Below are 17,749 nucleotides of genomic sequence, written 5' to 3'. Positions count from 1 at the left end.
ACGCCCCCGGCCCTAGGCCGGGGTGCCACCGTTTTCAGGGAAGAAACACGCCGCGGCATGATGCCCCTGCGGCAGTTCGGGCCGCATGGCGCGGCATTTGTCGCGCACTTTCCAGCACCGTGGCGCAAAGGGGCAGCCATCGGGGATCGCCAGTGGCGATGGCAGTTCGCCTTGCAGCTTGATCCGCTCTTTCGCGCCGCGTGGGTCCGCTTGGGGCGTGGCCGACAGCAGCGCCTTGGCATAGGGGTGGAACGGCGCACCGAACACATCATCGCGGCTACCGCGTTCGACCGCGCGCCCCAGATACATCACAATCACCTCATCCGCCACGTGACGCACGACGCTCAGGTCATGGGAGATGAACAGATAGGCCAGTTGCAGACGTTCCTGCAGATCGACCAGCAGGTTCAGCACCGAGCTTTGGATCGACAAGTCCAGCGCGGACACAGGCTCGTCCAGCACCAGCACTTTGGGATCCAGCATCAACGCCCGCGCAATCGCGATCCGCTGGCGTTGCCCGCCGGAAAACATATGCGGATAGCGGTCAAAATGTTCAGGCCGCAAGCCCACCAGCCCGAGCATCTCGCGCGCTTTGGCGGTACGCTCCTTGCTGCTCATGTCGGGGCGGTTAATCTTGAGAGGTTCTTCGAGGATCGCGCCGATCCGCTGGCGCGGGTTGAGCGAGCCATAGGGGTCTTGGAACACGATCTGCACCGATTTACGCAGCGATGCCCAGTCTTCGCGGACCACGGGTTTGCCATCCAGTGTCAGCGATCCGGCGGTCGGGTCTTCGATCATCGTGACCATCCGCGCCAAGGTCGATTTTCCGCAGCCGCTTTCGCCGACGACGGCCAGCGTCTTGCCGGGATAGAGCGCGAAATCAAGCCCGCCCACGGCCTTGAGCGTACGCGGCTTGCGAAACAGCCCGCCGCCGACTTCATAGTGACGCTCTAGCGCCGTTGCAGTCATCACAGGTGCGGTCATGATGCGACCCTTTCGTCTGTGTTCAAGGGGTAGAAACAACGCGCATAGCCCAGATCAGGGCCCAAGGCGGGCGGCGCTTCGGACTTGCATTTGGCGTTGGCAAATTTGCAGCGTGGCGAAAACAGGCATCCTGCGGGGCGGTCGAATTGTCCCGGCACCACGCCCGGAATGGTCGGCAGCCGCTTTTCCGTCGCCCGTTCTGGCAGCGCATCCAGCAGCGCCGAGGTATAGGGGTGGTGCGGCGCGTCAAATAGCGGGATCACCGGCTGCTCTTCGATCTTCTGGCCGGCATATTGCACGCTGACCCGTTCGGCGGTTTCCGCAACCACGCCCATGTCATGCGTGATCAACACCAACCCCATGCCCGTTTCCTCGCGCAGGGACGCGAGCAGATCAAGGATCTGTGCCTGAATGGTCACGTCGAGCGCCGTGGTAGGTTCATCGGCGATCAGCAGCTTGGGCTTGCAGGCGATCGCCATGGCGATCATCACCCGCTGGTTCATCCCGCCCGACATCTGGTGCGGGAAGGCCGACAGGCGCTTTTCGGGATCGGGGATGCCGACCTGTTCAAACAGCTCGATCGCGCGTTTCTGACGCTCGCGGCGGCCCATGCCAAGATGCACCCGCAGGGCCTCGCGGATTTGCCAGCCCACGGTGAAACAGGGGTTAAGCGATGACATCGGCTCCTGAAAGATCATCGCCAGATCATTGCCGACGATCTTGCGGCGCGCCTTGGCGTCCATCGTCAGCAGGTTGTGCCCGTCAAAGGTCAGCTCGTCCGCGGTGACGGTAGCGGTCCAGGGCAGCAGCCCCATCAGCGCCAGCATCGACACGGATTTACCCGACCCGCTTTCCCCCACAATCGCGAGGATCTCGCTTTCGTTCACGTCCTGGTCGACGCCGTCCACCGCCCGGAACTTGCCCGAGGCCGTGGCGAAATCAACGCTTAGGTTTCTGATACGCAAAAGTGTCATGGCTCAGCTCCGTTTCAGTTTCGGATCAAGCGCGTCGCGCAGGCCGTCACCCATGAGATTGATCGCCAGCACGGTCACAAGGATCGCCACGCCGGGGAAGGTCACGACCCACCAGGCGCGCAGGATGAACTCGCGTGCTTCGGCCAGCATCGTGCCCCATTCAGGCGTGGGCGGCTGCGCCCCCATCCCCAGAAAGCCCAAGGCCGCGGCATCAAGGATCGCGGTCGAGAATGACAGCGCGGCCTGCACGATGATCGGCGCAAGGCAGTTGGGCAGCACGGTGACAAACATCAGCCGCAAGATCCCTGCCCCCGCCACGCGGGCCGAAGTCACGTAATCCTTTTGACGTTCCGACAGCACGCTGGCGCGGGTCAGGCGCACATAGTGGGGCTGCAACACAATCGCGATGGCGATCATCGCGTTGGTCAGCGACGGCCCAAGGATCGCCACCAGCACCAACGCCAGCAGCAGGGACGGGAACGCCAGCACGATATCCATGACACGCATGATGATGCTATCGACCCATTTGGGCGCAAAGCCCGCGATCAGCCCGATGATGATCCCGCCGGTCGCCGCGATAGAGACAACGACGACCCCCACAAAGAAGGAATAACGCGCGCCCACAATCAGACGCGACAGCATATCGCGCCCAAGCGGATCGGTGCCCAGGATATGGGTCCAGGTGCCGCCCTCTTGCCACGCGGGGGGCTGTAGGGTGGCGGCGCGGAATTGCTCGGTTGCGTCATGGGGGGCGACCCACGGGCCGAACAGGGCCAGAAAGGCAAAGACCGCAAAGATCCACAGCCCGATGACAGCGCCGCGGTTTTCGCGGAAGTAGAACCAGAATTCGCGCAAGCGGCCCGGACGTTCCTGGACCATTGCGGCTTCGGCAGAGAGTGCGTCGTCCATGTTATCGCTTTCTGATTTTGGGGTTGATGACGCCGTAAAGCATGTCGACGGTCAGGTTCACGACCATCACCATCACAGCAATCAGCAGCAGCCCGCCCTGAACCACGGGGTAATCGCGGCGGAAAATACTATCGACCATCCACTTGCCGATGCCCGGCCAGCTAAAGATGGTTTCGGTCAGGATCGCACCGGCCAGCAATGTGCCGACCGACAGACCAATCACGGTGATCACGGGGATCAGCGCGTTACGCAGGGCGTGGATGCCGTTGATCCGCCCCGGAGACATGCCCTTGGCGCGGGCGGTGCGGATGTAATCCTCGCCCAGAACCTCCAACATGGCCGACCGCGTCTGGCGTGCGATCACGGCCAGCGGGATTGTCCCCAGCACGATCGTTGGCAGAACCAGATGGCGCACCGCTGACAGGAACGCCCCCTTCTGCCCCGACGCCAGACTGTCGATCAGCATAAAGCCGGTGGGGTTGGGGAAGTAATACAGCAGATCAATCCGCCCCGACACAGGCGTCCATTGCAGGTGGCCCGAAAAGACGATGATCAGCAGCAGCGCCCACCAGAAGATCGGCATCGAATAGCCCACCAGCGCCGTGGACATCAGCGCCCGGTCAAAGAACTTGCCCCGGTTCACCGCCGCAATCACCCCCGCCGGAAGGCCAAGGGCGATGGCAAAGATCATCGCGCAGACCGCCAGCTCAAGCGTGGCTGGGAAGAGCGTAAAGAATTCGTCGAACACCGGGCGCTTGGTGACAAAGCTATTGCCCAGATCGCCCTGGAGCACGCCGGTCAGATAGTCCCAGAATTGGACATAGATCGGCTGGTCATAGCCGAATTGTTTGGCCAGTTGGGCATAGCGTTCATCAGAGATGCCGCGCTCGCCCGCCATCACCTGGATGGGGTCGCCCGGCAGCGCGCGGATGAACCCGAAGGAGATCAGCGTCACCCCGATGAAAGTCGGGATGAACGTCAGCAGTCGTCCCAGAACATAGTTCAGCATTTTATCACCATCAGCTCTTTGGGGAAGTTGGTCAGCGTTTCATAGCCGTCGTCGGTAATCAGCACGTCATCCTCGATGCGCACGCCGAAATTTCCGATCTCGTAGAGGCCGGGTTCATTGGTGTAAACCGTTCCGGCGGGTAAAGTCATGTGGTTGCCCCGCATGATATAAGGGGCCTCGTGGACCTCGCGGCCCAGACCGTGGCCGGTCTTGGTGCGGATGCGGTCCCCATAGGGCGAGGCTTCCAGCACAGAGATCACGGCATCGTCGATGTCATGCGCGGTCACCCCCGCGCGGGTCACGGCAAGCCCTGCCATATTGGCGCGCAGCACGGTATCATAGACATCGCGCCCCTCGTCGGTGACGTGATCCAGAAAAACGGTGCGGGTAATGTCGGCGGCAAAGCCGTTCTTGCGCGCGCCAAAGTCCAGCAGCAGCGCATCGCCCGCTTTGACTGCGTAATCCTCGCGCGCATGGGCATGGGGCCGGGCCGAGCCATCGGCGGCGGCCACGATGGGACCAAAGGACAGGTCATCCGCCCCTTCCGCGAAAAGCGCCTGCACCAGCGTCTGTTCGATCTGCTTCTCGCTCTGGCCCAGCTTGACGCTGTCCAGCGTGCGCTGGAGGGCGCGTTCGGAAATGCCGATCGCCGCGCGCAGGGCGGCGATATCCTCGGGGGTTTTGATCATCCGCAGGGCCGAGATTTCGCGCTCGGCATCGGTGATGGTAAGATCGGGCTGTGCGTCTTTGAACGCATGGTGCACGAAGACGCGCATCACCTGCCCTTCGACCGCCAGCGACGTGATGCCCAAATGCTGCGTCAGCGCGGCAAATGCATCGGCATAGCCGGTCTGGTCGCGCCAATCAAACACCGCGCCGTCAAATCCGACCATGTCCCAGCTCCCCAGTTCAAGGTTCGGCAAGAGCACCGCCGCAGGTTTATCCGCAGGGATCACCAGAACAAAGGGGCGTTCGTGGCTCATGAAGCTTTGGCCGACAGCGCGCGAAAAATTGGGCCCGGGCACCAGCGCCACGGCATCGACGCCCAGATCGGCGGCCACAGCGGCATAGTCGGCAAGACGTTGAGAGAGGTTCTTTGACACGGGGGCTTGCGCCTTTCGTTAACGTGGCCGGGGCCTAGAATAGAGGAAGGGACGGCGCGACATGCACCGTCCCCATTGCTTTGTCATCGCTGTTATTGCGACAGGCCAACCTGGTTGAAGATGTGGCCACCCAGCGGGTGCACAACATAGTTTTCAACTTCGGGGCGCATTGGCATGTAAACAACCGAATGCGCGATGGTGGCCCAAGGGGCTTGGTCCTTGAAGATTTTCTGCGCTTTTTCATACAGCGGCGCACGCTCTTCTTGTGTTGGCAGAACCTTGGCTTCCTGAACCAGCGCGTCGAATTCTTCGTTGCACCATTGTGCGCGGTTGGATTTCTCTACGCCGTCACAGCCCAGCAGAACCGCAAGGAAGTTGTCGGGGTCACCGTTGTCACCTGTCCACCCCAGCAGAACGGCACCATCGCGGTCTTTCGCTTTGGAACGCTCAAGGTATTCACCCCATTCGTAGGACACGATCTCTACGTCGACACCGACCTTCGAGAAGTCTTCCTGCATCAGCTCGGCCATACGGCGGGCATTGGGGTTATAGGGGCGCTGTACCGGCATCGCCCAGATTTTCAGCGTCAGGTCGGATACGCCTTCGGCTTCCAGCGCGGCTTTCGCGGCTTCCGGATCGTATTTGTCGTCCTCGATCGCGTCGTTATAGGACCACATTGTCGGCGGCAGCGGGTTCTTCGCGATTTCGCCGGAGCCCTGGAACACCACGTCGATGATCGCTTGCTTGTCGATCGCCATGTTCAAGGCTTTACGCACATTGGCGTTGTCGAACGGAGGCATCTGCGTGTTGTACGCCAGATAGCCCACGTTCAGGCCCTCTTGCTCCATCACGACGACATCTTCGGCGTCTTTCATCGCCTGCACGTCCGCAGGGTTCGGATAGGCCATGACGTGGCATTCGCCCGCTTGTACCTTCTGGTAGCGCACGGAGGCGTCCGGTGTGATCGCAAAGATCAACGCTTCGACTTTCGCCGGGTCACCCCAGTATTCGTCGTTGCGCACGTAACGGATCACGGCGTCTTTCTGGTAGGCTTGGAAGGTGAACGGGCCGGTACCGATAGGTGCCTGGTTCAGCATTTCCGGCGTGCCGGCTTCCAGCATCGCGTCGGCATATTCCTTGGACACGATCGAGGCAAAGTCCATCGCCATGTTGGCAATGATCGGCGCTTCGGCGCGGGTCAGGTTGAACTGAACGGTGTAATCATCAACCTTTTCGATGCTTTCGATCAGATCAGGCATCGACATCGCACCGTAGTATTCCCAGGTGCCACCCGATACTTGGTTGTAGGGGTTGTCGGCGTTGCCCTGACGGTCAAAGCTAAAGATCACGTCATCGGCGTTAAAATCGCGTGTGGGCGTGAACTGGGCGTTGCTGTGAAACTTGACGCCTTTGCGCAGCTTGAACGTTACGGTCTTGCCGTCTTCGGACACGTCCCAGCTTTCGGCCAGCGCGGGAATGGTTTCGGTGGTGCCGACCTTGAATTCCGCCAAGCGGTTGTAGATCGGGTGGCTGGACGCATCAAAGGTCGTGCCTGCGGTGTACAGGGCCGGGTCAAAGCCTTCTGGCGACCCTTCCGAGCAATAGACCAGCGACTGCGCCTGCGCCGCGACGCCAAGCGTGCTCAGCAGCAGGCCCGTGGCCATGATATTCTTGAAAGACATTCGATTTACTCTCCTAGTTGGTAAAGTGTTATCTCCCCACGGCCTCTCTGGGCCGATGAGGGCGATAGGGTTAACGCCTGAGGGGTAACATTTCGCGCGAGCTCTCTGCCGGCGCGGCCTCACTCTGTCCGATTTCCCCGGACTTATCGTATTTCATGCGACCGACCCATAAGATGCGGGCCTGCCGGTCTGTTCTGTTGGCCCAGCAATGGGGCGTGGTACCCAGATAATGCAGGCTGTCGCCCGCCGTCATCAGATACTCCCGTTCGCCAACCATCTGCGAGATCTCACCCTCAAGGATATAGATGATCTCTTCGCCAACATGGGTCACCGTTTCGGATTCATAGCCGGGCGGGACGTTCATCACATAGGATGTCATCTCGTGGCCCGCGCGTTCGGCACCGATCTGTTCATATTCAATCGACGATCCTGCCACCGCAAAACGGGGCCGTGCGGCACCGCGGGTCAGGCTGTCGACCGTGCGCGGGGTCCGCACGAAAAAATCCGCATCAACGTCAAGCGCGGCAGCGATCTGGCTGAGCGTGCCAAGCGTCGGTGTCGCGTTGCCGCGTTCCACCTGGCTCAGATAGCCCACCGATACACCGGAGGCCGCCGACAGCTGCTGCAATGTCATCGCCATCCGGTGACGCTGCATCCGCATGCGGTCGCCTAATCCCTCTGGCGGCGAAAGCGCCGCCGCCTGTATCGCAGTTTTTGACAAATAATCCCCCGAAGCACGCTTTGGCGTATCTTGGCGCTCAGACTGTCGCGCAACTTTGTTTACGTCAACAATAAAAATTATTGTCAGAGTGAAAACAGAGCCCTTGGTCGCGACGTCACCTGACCTCTCTTACACCGCACCCCCCCCTGAAATCGCCCATGTGATTCTATTTATACGTGCGCATCCACGCAGTCCAGTTTCTGCACATTTTTTAGGCAAAAGCTAGAAAAACAATGCAAACTGCGCGATGAACACCTGTGCCCAGTTGCAACAATCGATCCCGCACCACACGCTTGATCTATGGCTATGTCTTTACCCCTGCTGGTGTTTACCGACCTTGATGGCACGTTGCTGTCACATAGTTCCTATCGCTGGGATGCGGCCACCCCCGCCTTGGACGCGTTGCGCAATATCGGGGCCGCAGTGGTGTTGGCGAGCTCGAAAACCGCGCCCGAGATCGCAGAGATTCGCGCCGAACTGGCATGGGATCACTGCCCCGCGATCATCGAAAACGGTGCCGGTATTTTACCGCCCGACAGCACCGACATGCCCAAAACGGACAGTTACGTGCGCCTGCGCCAAACGCTCGACAGCCTGCCTGCGGAGCTGCGCGACCCGTTTTGCGGGTTCGGCGATATGACGGTGGCGCAGATCGCACAGATCACCGGCCTGTCGCATAATGACGCCGCCAACGCGGCAGAGCGGGCCTTTTCAGAACCCGGCATCTGGTCGGGCAGCGCCGAGTTGCGCGGCGCATTTATCGACGCCCTGCACGATCACGGTATCCATGCCCGTGAAGGGGGACGGTTTCTGACCCTTTCCTACGGGCGCACCAAAGCCGACCAGATGGCCGCGCTGACCGACGCCTTTGCGCCGCGCCATACGCTGGCGCTTGGCGATGCCCCCAATGACATAGAGATGCTGCAAGCGGCCGACTTTGGCGTCATTGTCGCCAACCCGCACCGCGACCCCCTGCCCCCGCTGCCCGGTGAGGACACCGGCCGGATCATCCGCACCACGCTCCCCGGTCCTGCCGGATGGAACGGTGCCGTGCTGGACCTGATCACGCGGCTTAACCTGAACTAAGGAATGACAAAGCATGGCTGATTTTCATCAAAACGGAAATATCGCGACCCTGCACAATCTGCGCACCCGCTCGCTGGACGAAATGACCTACGAGCTCGAGACGTTCGCCCAGACCCGCAAAATGGCGCTGATCCTGCCTTGTCTCTACTCCGAGCTAGAGACCGAGGCGATGCCCCGCATTCTGGCAGAGCTGTCCAAGGTCAGCTATCTGCACCGCATCATCATCGGTCTGGACCGCGCCGACGAGGCACAGTTCCGCCATGCGAAAGAGTTCTTCAAGGGCCTCAACCAGAACCACATCGTGATCTGGAACGACAGCCCGCGGATGCTGGCGCTTGGCGCGCAGCTGAAAGACATGGGCCTCGCCCCCGCGGAACAAGGCAAGGGCAAGAATGTCTGGTCCTCGCTCGGCTATCTGATCGCCTGTCAGGACAGCGCGGTGATGGCGATCCATGATTGCGATATCGTGACCTATACCAACGACCTGCTGGCGCGGCTGATCTATCCCGTCGCCAATGCGAATTTCCCCTATCAGGTCGCCAAAGGCTATTACGCGCGGGTGGGCAGCGACAAGCTGAACGGGCGGGTCACGAGGCTGCTGGTCAGCCCGTTGCTGATCGCGCTGAAAAAGGTCGTGGGCGACCGTGACTATATCGATTACCTGCGCGCCTTCCGCTATCCGCTCTCGGGTGAATTTGCCATGCGCACCAATATCTTGCCCGATCTGCGCATTCCCTCCGACTGGGGGCTGGAGATCGGCGTGCTGTCAGAGGCATGGCGCAACCTCGCGCCGAAATCGGTCTGTCAGGTCGAAATCGCCGACGACTATGACCACAAGCACCAAGATCTGAGCGAGGCCGACGCCGATGCGGGGTTGAACCGCATGTCCACCGACATCTGCAAGGCGATTTTCCGCAAGCTGGCGGCAGACGGCACGGTGTTCACGCCCAATGTCTTTCGCACGCTCAAGGCGACCTATTATCGATGTGCGCTAGACCTGCTGGATGCCTATTACAACGACGCCAAAATGAACGGGCTGAGCATCGACCGCCACAAGGAAGAACGCGCGATCGAGCTTTTTACCGAGAATATCATGCGGGCGGGACACTTCTTTCTCGATAACCCGCACGAGACCCCCTTTATCCCCACATGGAACCGCGTCCACGCCGCCGCGCCCGAGTTCCTTGCCAATCTGCGCGAGGCCGCCGCAGCGGATGACGCAGAATACAACTAGCTAGGGGCCGCGCGGGCAGCAGGGTCAGAACCGGTTGGTGATCCACATGCATTGATAGGGGGCCAGCGTGATGTGATCCGCGCTGGCGTCAATCAAATCACCGCTGATCAGGTCCTGCCAGGGTTGATCCTCGATCAGGTTCAGCGCCGCCGCCGAAATCGCGACAGAGGCGTCGCTGACGTTGTGCAGCGCAAAGATCGACTGTTTGCGGTCCAGACTTTGGCGCCACACGCCGAACACGCGGTCATCTTGCAGGTTCACGGTGAATTGCGTCGCATTGGGGTGAAACGCCTTTTGCTTCTGCCGCACCTTTAGCCGCGCTGACAGATCGCCCAAAACGCGCGCCGGCGCGCTGGACGCATCGGCCAGCTGGTCGCGCAAGCTCGGATAATCCCATCGGTGTCGGTTGATCGCGCGGCTCATCCCGCGATGTTCGACCTGCGCGTGATCATTGGGTGTCGCCAGCATGGCGTGGATGTAGAAGGCGGGTATCCCCTCCAGCGACATGACGATGGTCTGCGAACAGATGAACCGTGCATGATGATGGTCATCCTCGCCCTTAAACGTCCGCGACAGCGCATCGTAAAAGGTCGTGTTCAGCTCGTACGGGCTTTGCCCGCCGTCGGGCAGGCTGCGCATCGATACCAACCCGCCGACCTGTAGCACCGTATCAATGACCTGTTGTTTTTCATCCTCGGGCAGCAACCCTTCGGCGGGGCGCATGCCGATTCCGTCGTGACTGGCGGTAAAGTTCAGATAGGCGCAGCCCATGGGGGCCGGCGGCATCGTGCGTTGCCAGCGCCGTAGATGCGCCCCATTGCCCGACATCATCGCATGCAAGATCAGCGGCGGCAGCGGGAAATTATAGATCGCATGAGCCTCGTCCCCTGCCCCGAAATAGCTGAGGTTTTCGGCCTTGGGCACATTGGTTTCGGTCAGCAGGATGATCTTTTCCGGCGCATAGTCGCACAGCAACCGCATCAGCCGGATAATCGCATGGGTTTGCGGCAGGTGGATCGACGGGGTGCCGATCTGCTTCCACAAGAACGCCACCGCATCCAGCCGGATGATCTGCACGCCATTATCCACATGCAGGCGAATGATCCGCAAAAACTCAAGCAGCACCTCGGGGTTGCGGAAATCAAGGTCGATCTGGTCATGGCTGAAAGTGCACCAGACGTGGCGCGGGCCGCTTGAGGTTTCTACCTCTTGCAACAGCGGCGTCGTCCGCGGGCGCACCACCTCGCGCAGATCATCCTGCGGCGAGGCTTCGAAAAAGAACTTGTCATAGGGGGCCTGCCCCTGACGGTAGGCGTTGAACCAGTTCCCCTGGCTCGACACATGGTTCAGCACCAGATCGGACATCAGCGTGAAATCGGCGGCGATGCGGTTGATATCAGGCCAATCCCCAAGCTGCGGGTTCACCGCGCGAAAATCGGACACCGCAAACCCGTCGTCAGAGGTATAGGGGAAGAACGGCAGGATATGCACGCTGTTCAACGTGCCGCGCAGGTAGCGATGCAGAAAGTCGTTCAACAAATCCAGCGGCTTATGCGCCCCGTCCACGATAGAGTTGCCATAGGTGATCAGCAGCGCATCCCGTTCCGACCAAAGCGTATTGCCGGCAATCCGGCCTCTTTTGCGGCGCGTCGTCCCCTCGGGCCAGAAGGCATCAAGGACCTTGCTGGAAAGGATGTCGGCATCCAGATCGGGATAGACCTCTGCCAACACCGCGCTGAGCCGAGAGCCGAGAGAACGGGCACTGTCCGTCATGATGTCCTGCCTTGCCTGAATATCCTTTCCCAAAACCCTAACGCAGGCGCGCGCGTGTGACGAGCAGCCAAAAGCGGTGCCCCCATAATCCTGTCGCCACAGCCCCCTGCGGCGCGTTTTGAGGCAAGCTGCACAATCTTGAAGCATTGCGCAGATTGAACGCCCGCAGTTCTACAGGCCCCGATTTTGGGACGCGTACCAAAGCCAGCACGCCCAGCGCACGCCGACATCTATTGCAGCGCGTGTGGTTTCTCCATCCCCTTCTGCATGGCGTCTGGCACAGTTTCACCGTGCACCGTGTGCCGCGCACGCCCGGCTTGCTTAGAGCGGTAAAGCGCCGCATCGGCGTCCGACAGGATATCTTCGGCCACGGCGTCCTGCCCCGCTTTGACCCCTATGCTGCCGATGCTGGCAGAGATCCGGCACGCCGCGCCATCAAATCTGATCGGCTGTTCCAGTCGCGTGATGATCCGTTCGGCGACCTGTGCCAGATGCGCGTTGCCGGTAACCCCAGGCAGCAGCAGGGTAAATTCGTCACCGCCGACGCGGGCGACGGTGTCGATGTCCCTTGTTGCTTCCACCATGATCCGGGCCGCGGTTTGCAACACGTGATCCCCCGCCGCATGGCCCAGGCTATCGTTCACCGCCTTGAAGTAATCCAGATCGATCTGCATCACGGCAAACCCCTTGTCCCCCGCGATAAGCCGCGACAGCACGTGATCCATCGCGCGCCGGTTTTTCAAGCCGGTCAACGTATCGGTAAACGCTTGCTCCTCCGCCGCGATCTTTGCGACCTCAAGCTTCTGGTTCAGCGCACGCGACGCCGCCATCGCCGCCGATTTCGCCTCCATCAGATAAAGCATCTCGACCGCGAGGTCGGTCGGCGCGAAATCGGCATTGCTCAGACGATGGGTGCGGACGCCGTTCAGGATCGATATCCCGAAGGACAGGTTTATCAGACAGTCGGTTTCCGAGCCTTCCATCTGTTCGGTGCCACAAGGTAGCGGAACCAGAACCCCTTTAAAAATCTGCTCGGGCCGGTCGTGCAACGCCAGATGCAGCTTGCGCCCCGCCATTGGGCGAATTTGCGCAATACTGTCGGCCATATTGGGTCGGCGCATGACAAACTGGTCGAAAAAATTGCTCCCGATCCAAGTGCCACGATGGCGCAGTTTGTGGATGGTGGGGCCCACATGCCGGATACGTCCGCAGGGCTGCACGATCACATGCATCGGGCATAGCACATTCAATGCCGCCTCATAGGCTGCCCCTACTGTCACCCGCGTGCACCCAGATCAAAGCTGCGCCCCTGCGCGTAGTGCCGGTCAATAATCGTGACGGTAATCACCTCCCCCTCCGGTGGGGCGGTTCTGCAATCGAGCAGGGCCAATGTGCCATAATCATCCGCAATCACCCGCATCACGCCCATCATCACATAGCCAAAGCCTTGCACTTTCCCGCGACAGGTGAGCGTAAAGCGCCAGTCATCAAGCTGCGCGACCTCCATCTGGGGCAGTTGCAGGTCTTCCACGGCGAGGGTGGCACGTTCGGGCAAGTCGTTGAGAGAATGCAAGAACTCTTCAAAATCGTCGCCGCCAAAGCGGAGCAAGCGCCGCACGCCTTCGCGGTCGGGGTTGGACACAAGCCAGGCACCCAGATCTTCCAGAAGATCGGGGATCGCGCGTTTCATCACGGCAGACAGGCGGTTGATAACCCGCGGCGTGATGGCATCATCATAGGTGAGCATCGGTTCGAAATCCGCCGTGCCCATAACGGCACAAAGATCGGCGCGCAGGGCGACCTGCGCCCAGACACGGTGGCCAAAGCTATCCAGCACGAACCGTTGGATCGTATGGTTGATCAGCCCGTGCATCGCGCCCCTTTCCGCCGTTTCACGGGGAAGATCGCGGCTGAGAGTTAACAAAGACCGAAGGCTAAACCACCGCCGCGGCGGAATGCGCTTTGGTTTTGTCTCAAATGCAATTTAGCTGTCAGCCCTGCGGGTTATGTCTCTGCCCGTCCAGCCACGCGGGCAGATGGCCGATGTCGGGCAGCACCACATCGGCGGCCCCTTCTAGATCCTGACGTTTGGCCAGCCCCGTCAGCACCGCAACGCAGGCCATACCCGCCGCACGGCCCGCCGCCATATCGTGCAGGCTATCCCCGATCATCGCGACTTCAGACGGGTCCACCCCCACGGCTTTGGCAAACGCCAAGAGCTGCCCGGGCGTGGGCTTTGCACCGTGGCCGCTATCGAAACCGGCGATAAAGTCAAAATATCCGGTCACCCCCGCGCCGCCCAAATGCGCACGGGCGGGCGCCTCGGCGTCATTGGTGGCGACGCCAAGCACCAGCCCGCGTGCCTTGAACGCCTCTAGCAATGCAACCAGCGGCACCGCCTCTGCCTGAGGGGCGTTTTCGGCCTCGTGGTTCAGCAGATCTAAGAGATCCGTCTTCGCCATCTCGGCCACATGGGGGGCCAGCGCATCTACGACCTCCCCCGGTGTGCCCGCAATAACGATACTGTCGGGCGAGAAGCTCTGCGTCCCGTAATCAAAGCCGATCTGCTGCCCCAGCAAAGCCGCTCTCTCTCCGTCGCCCCTGCTGATCCGGGTCAGGAAGGCATTGGCCCATGCCTCCCATGTAGCGGCGAAGTCGAACAGGGTTCCGTCTTTATCGAACAGTAGCGCTTTGATCATTTTCAGGTCCAATTCATCTGCGCGCCACCCGGAAGCGACTGACGGGCTTGCATGATACGGTCGTAAGGGATGTTCACGGTATCGCAAAACTCCGTGACCCAGGCGTCATCCATCATGATGAAATCCAGAACCGCGCCGAGAAACACCGGATCGCCAGCCTGGGTGCGAAGGTCTTCGGCAGATGCACCCGTTGATCCCATAAAGGTGGGCATCAGGTCTTCGTTCGCGGCCAGCCAGGCCAAGGCCTGCAGGGCGACCGTCTCGGCGGCATCTTGCTTCATCATATTAATTTCCATCACGGTTTCCCAAACGAAACCCTTTGTTAACCAATCACGGCAACAAAGGGCGCTTAAGCCAGTTACACGTGAGTGGAGAATGAAGACAAGTGCCCGGTAAAGTCCTGATTGTGGATACGGTTGCGACCAACCGCATCGCTTTGAAAACCAAACTCACGTCCGCCTCCTACGAGGTATGGCAGGCGTCCACCGTGGCCCAGGCGGTCGACATCTCGCGCCGGTCGGGGCCTGATCTGGTCATCACGGCGCATCAACTGGACGGGCAGGATGCGACGGCCCTATGCACGATGCTCGCGGGGTCGCCGCGCACATCACGGATACCTGTCTTTGCCTTGGCCGATGGCGGTGGCGCGGCACTGTGTTTGCACCTGCTGGCGAATGGCGCACAGGAAGCGATGGTCAAACCTGTCTGCGACAAGCTGTTTCTGGGACGGGTGCGCAGCATGATACGCGCGGGCCACGGGGCCAGCCACACGGCCATGCGGGACGCGATGTGCCCCACGCTCGGGCTGGAAGAAACCGCCGCCACCTTCGCCCGCCCGGGCACGTTCCAGATCGTCAGCCATGACAAGGCAGAGACACAGGTGCATGTCACCCAGCTACGCAAACGTCTGCGGGGGGCTGTCAGCCAGACGACCATCCGCGACGCGTTGACCGGTATCCGGCAGAACGCGCTGCCCGATGTCTTTATCCTGACCCTGACCGGTGTCGAAACGCGCGACGAGGCGCAACTGCGCCTGATCTCGACCCTGCGGGCGAATACGACGACGCGGCACTGCGGTATTCTGGTGCTCCAATCGCGCCCCCACCCCGCCGGTGCCGCCCATGCGCTGGATCTCGGGGCCGACGATCTGATGCAGCATGGCTTTGATATCGATGAACTTTCGCTGCGGTTGACCGGGCTTCTGGCGCGCAAACAGCAGGGCGACACGATCCGGCGTGATGTCGATACGCGCCTGCGCGAAGCGGTGTTTGATCCGCTGACGGGGATCTACAACCGCCGGCACGCCCTGTCAGAGGTCGCGCGGCTGGCCGTGCGCACCCGCCGCAAAGGGATACCGCTGGCCGTGATGCTGGCAGACATAGACCACTTCAAACGGGTGAATGACGCTTTCGGCCACGCCTCGGGGGACGCCGTGTTGGTCGAAACCGCACGCCGGTTGAAATCATGTCTGCGCCCGCTCGACGTTGCCGCCCGCATCGGAGGGGAGGAATTTTTACTCATCCTCCCGGGCATCACAGAGGCAGAGGCCACCCGGATGGCCAAACGCATGTGCGAAGCCTACCGCACGACGCCATTTACCATCCCCGCCAGCGCGCAGCCTATCCATGCCACGATCAGCATCGGGCTATGTACCGCACAGCCTGAAACCGGCGACGCCTTCCCCGCCCCACTTGATGCCTCGGCCATTGCGGCAGAGCTGATCGACCGCGCGGATCAAGCTTTATACAGTGCGAAACACCGCGGGCGCGATCGCGTCGGTCTGATCCGGTCGGCGGCGTGAAATCACCCTCTCCCCACGGTTGCAAAGCCGGAAAAATGCCGCCACTCTCGCCGCGATACGCTTGCACATCCGGGGCGTATCCCCCTGATCCTCGACAAAGGCTTTGCCATGCTGCCCGATAAACCGATGACCGGTATTGCCATGATGCTTGGCTTTTGCATCGTTGCCCCTGTGGGTGATGCAATTGCGAAACTGCTGGGGTCCTCCGTGCCGCTGGGTCAGGTCGTGTTTATCCGCTTTGCGGTGCAGTTGCTGATCTTGCTGCCGCTGGTGCTGCTGACGGGCAGGCCGCTGGCGATGCGGGGCCGCACGCTGTGGCTCGCGTTTGTGCGCACAGTGCTGCATGTCATCGGGATCGCGATGATGTTCACCGCGCTGAAATACCTGCCGCTGGCCGATGCTGTGGCGATTATCTTTGTCATGCCCTTCTTTATGCTTCTGCTCGGCAAATACGTGCTGGGGGAAGAGGTCGGCACCCGCCGGCTTCTCGCCTGTATCGTCGGCTTTTGCGGCACACTGCTGGTGGTGCAACCCAGCTTTGCCGAGGTGGGCTGGCCCGCATTGCTGCCCGTTGGCGTAGCGCTGAACTTTGCGCTGTTCATGCTGGTGACACGGCAGATCGCCAAACACACCGACCCGATCAGCCTGCAAACGGTCAGCGGGTTTATCGCCGTGGTGATACTGCTGCCCTTGCTGGGTCTGGGTCAAACCCTTGCGCTGCCCGCCTTGGGGTGGCGGGCCCCTGACGCGAACGCCTGGATGCTGCTGATCGCAATCGGCGTCCTTGGCAGTGTGGCCCATCTGCTGATGACATGGTCCTTGCGCTACGCCCCCTCGGCCACGCTGGCACCGATGCAATATCTCGAAATTCCCGTGGCGACGCTGGTCGGGTTGATCGTCTTTGGCGATCTGCCCAATGCGCTGGCGGCGCTCGGGATGGGGATCACCATGGCCGCCGGTCTTTATATTATCCTGAGGGAGCGGGCCACGCAGCGGCGTCTGGCTGCAGCAGCGATTGTGCAACCTGCGGAATGAGCACCCTGGGCACCATCACCAACGCAGCGGGACGATCCACCCTAAGGGTCGCGGGCCCCGTCGCACGGTTCGATGTCCCCAACCGCCCCAGCGGCGAAAGCTCTAGCCCGTCAAGCGGCCACTCAAGCCCGCTGCTTTCCCCGTGGACCGCCGCCAGCGGGTATATCGACACCACATCCCCCGCCCGCGTCGGCAGATCAAGCCGGGGCGGCGCGAGGAAAATCACCTGCTCTCCGGCGATGAGCAGGCAACGCTGGTGCGGATGCCGCGCCAGAGAGCTCAGGGCAGCAAGCTGATGGTCCACGCGCCCGCCCGAAAACCCCACCGCCACGATCAACGGCGCGGCCACCGACCGCAGCGCCTTGTCGAAATCGGTGGTTTCCTGCTCTGCCAGTTTGAACTGCCGCGCGGGCGGGATTTGCGACAGGGTCTCGGGCGTGACGGAATCGAAATCCCCCACCAGCGCCGCGATCTCTACGCCTGCGTCGCGGGCCAGATTTGCCCCGCCATCGACCGCCACACACATCGGGGCAAGCTGCAACGCCTCGTTCAGGTCGTTCGGGCCGGGCTGCCCGCCCCCGATGACGGTGACAGGGCTGCGGCTTGCCACAATGGTTGTTTTCACGCGGTTTTACCTCAAATTGGAAACAATGCCGCAATTTTGACATTAAATGATACGTTGCAGGGCACAGATTCGAGCCGAATTGGTCTTGAACCTTATGGTAAACTGTAAGCTGCA

At 61.1% G+C, this 17,749-nt stretch carries 17 protein-coding genes; 4 read left to right on the top strand and 13 right to left on the bottom strand.

Translation table 11 applies throughout. The features are described from left to right. Nucleotides 1–12: 12 nt before the first annotated feature. The 7 genes from AB1495_RS11250 to AB1495_RS11220 all read right to left on the bottom strand — a co-directional run bounded on the left by AB1495_RS11250 (nucleotide 13) and on the right by AB1495_RS11220 (nucleotide 7,322). On the bottom strand, nucleotides 13–984 hold the full coding sequence (locus tag AB1495_RS11250; protein ID WP_005852507.1) for an ABC transporter ATP-binding protein: 972 nt from the start codon (nucleotides 982–984) through the stop codon (nucleotides 13–15). Then, nucleotides 981–1,958: an ABC transporter ATP-binding protein gene (locus tag AB1495_RS11245; RefSeq protein ID WP_064216034.1), complete on the bottom strand. Its 978-nt coding sequence runs from the start codon at nucleotides 1,956–1,958 to the stop codon at nucleotides 981–983. Before AB1495_RS11245 ends, AB1495_RS11250 begins: the two co-directional genes overlap by 4 nt. A 3-nt stretch (nucleotides 1,959–1,961) precedes the next feature. Beyond that, nucleotides 1,962–2,867 carry an ABC transporter permease subunit gene (locus AB1495_RS11240; RefSeq protein WP_074635644.1) on the bottom strand — a complete coding sequence of 302 codons (906 nt, stop codon included), beginning with the start codon at nucleotides 2,865–2,867 and terminating at the stop codon, nucleotides 1,962–1,964. Between the two features lies 1 nt (nucleotide 2,868). Continuing rightward, nucleotides 2,869–3,876 (bottom strand): ABC transporter permease subunit, encoded by a 1,008-nt coding sequence (locus AB1495_RS11235; RefSeq protein ID WP_074635642.1) that lies wholly within the window; start codon nucleotides 3,874–3,876, stop codon nucleotides 2,869–2,871. After that, complete coding sequence (locus tag AB1495_RS11230) at nucleotides 3,870–4,979, bottom strand: Xaa-Pro peptidase family protein (RefSeq protein ID WP_074635640.1); 1,110 nt, start codon at nucleotides 4,977–4,979, stop codon at nucleotides 3,870–3,872. Before AB1495_RS11230 ends, AB1495_RS11235 begins: the two co-directional genes overlap by 7 nt. A gap of 92 nt (nucleotides 4,980–5,071) precedes the next feature. Then, the gene (locus AB1495_RS11225; RefSeq protein ID WP_074635638.1) at nucleotides 5,072–6,661 is read right to left on the bottom strand and encodes an ABC transporter substrate-binding protein; all 1,590 of its coding nucleotides are present in this window, start codon (nucleotides 6,659–6,661) and stop codon (nucleotides 5,072–5,074) included. 70 nt (nucleotides 6,662–6,731) lie between these two features. Then, nucleotides 6,732–7,322, bottom strand: coding sequence for a helix-turn-helix domain-containing protein (locus AB1495_RS11220; RefSeq protein WP_050766225.1), 591 nt, complete (start codon nucleotides 7,320–7,322; stop codon nucleotides 6,732–6,734). Between the two features lie 360 nt (nucleotides 7,323–7,682). On the opposite strand from AB1495_RS11220, the gene AB1495_RS11215 reads away from it, so the two are divergent. Both AB1495_RS11215 and AB1495_RS11210 read left to right on the top strand, forming a co-directional pair. Next, nucleotides 7,683–8,468 carry a mannosyl-3-phosphoglycerate phosphatase gene (locus AB1495_RS11215; RefSeq protein ID WP_074635636.1) on the top strand — a complete coding sequence of 262 codons (786 nt, stop codon included), beginning with the start codon at nucleotides 7,683–7,685 and terminating at the stop codon, nucleotides 8,466–8,468. A gap of 13 nt (nucleotides 8,469–8,481) precedes the next feature. Next, nucleotides 8,482–9,702 carry a glycosyl transferase gene (locus AB1495_RS11210; RefSeq protein WP_074635635.1) on the top strand — a complete coding sequence of 407 codons (1,221 nt, stop codon included), beginning with the start codon at nucleotides 8,482–8,484 and terminating at the stop codon, nucleotides 9,700–9,702. A gap of 24 nt (nucleotides 9,703–9,726) precedes the next feature. On the opposite strand, the gene AB1495_RS11205 is transcribed toward AB1495_RS11210, so the two are convergent. From AB1495_RS11205 to AB1495_RS11185, 5 genes are all read right to left on the bottom strand, one after another. Continuing rightward, complete coding sequence (locus AB1495_RS11205) at nucleotides 9,727–11,475, bottom strand: sugar phosphorylase (protein WP_074635633.1); 1,749 nt, start codon at nucleotides 11,473–11,475, stop codon at nucleotides 9,727–9,729. A 230-nt stretch (nucleotides 11,476–11,705) separates the two neighbouring features. Beyond that, the gene (locus tag AB1495_RS11200) at nucleotides 11,706–12,707 is read right to left on the bottom strand and encodes a GGDEF domain-containing protein (RefSeq protein WP_074635631.1); all 1,002 of its coding nucleotides are present in this window, start codon (nucleotides 12,705–12,707) and stop codon (nucleotides 11,706–11,708) included. Nucleotides 12,708–12,751: 44 nt separating this feature from the next. Further along, nucleotides 12,752–13,348 carry a heme NO-binding domain-containing protein gene (locus AB1495_RS11195; RefSeq protein ID WP_074635630.1) on the bottom strand — a complete coding sequence of 199 codons (597 nt, stop codon included), beginning with the start codon at nucleotides 13,346–13,348 and terminating at the stop codon, nucleotides 12,752–12,754. A 118-nt stretch (nucleotides 13,349–13,466) separates the two neighbouring features. Continuing rightward, complete coding sequence (locus AB1495_RS11190; protein ID WP_244268906.1) at nucleotides 13,467–14,174, bottom strand: HAD family hydrolase; 708 nt, start codon at nucleotides 14,172–14,174, stop codon at nucleotides 13,467–13,469. A 2-nt stretch (nucleotides 14,175–14,176) separates the two neighbouring features. Further along, entirely contained in the window at nucleotides 14,177–14,470 is a 294-nt protein-coding gene (locus AB1495_RS11185; protein WP_074635627.1) for a DUF3572 domain-containing protein, read from the bottom strand. 89 nt (nucleotides 14,471–14,559) lie between these two features. Here AB1495_RS11185 and AB1495_RS11180 point away from each other — a divergent pair, with 89 nt between their 5' ends. Further along, the gene (locus tag AB1495_RS11180; protein WP_074635625.1) at nucleotides 14,560–15,975 is read left to right on the top strand and encodes a diguanylate cyclase domain-containing protein; all 1,416 of its coding nucleotides are present in this window, start codon (nucleotides 14,560–14,562) and stop codon (nucleotides 15,973–15,975) included. 108 nt (nucleotides 15,976–16,083) lie between these two features. Continuing rightward, nucleotides 16,084–17,010, top strand: coding sequence for a DMT family transporter (locus AB1495_RS11175; protein ID WP_074635623.1), 927 nt, complete (start codon nucleotides 16,084–16,086; stop codon nucleotides 17,008–17,010). Here the strand turns inward: AB1495_RS11175 and AB1495_RS11170 are convergent. Then, nucleotides 16,943–17,635: a thiamine diphosphokinase gene (locus tag AB1495_RS11170; protein WP_074635622.1), complete on the bottom strand. Its 693-nt coding sequence runs from the start codon at nucleotides 17,633–17,635 to the stop codon at nucleotides 16,943–16,945. The genes AB1495_RS11175 and AB1495_RS11170 overlap by 68 nt on opposite strands. Nucleotides 17,636–17,749: the final 114 nt, after the last annotated feature.

The organism is Sulfitobacter pontiacus, assembly GCF_040790665.1.
GTDB lineage: Bacteria > Pseudomonadota > Alphaproteobacteria > Rhodobacterales > Rhodobacteraceae > Sulfitobacter > Sulfitobacter pontiacus.
This window is presented reverse-complemented; position numbering and strand designations above follow the sequence as displayed.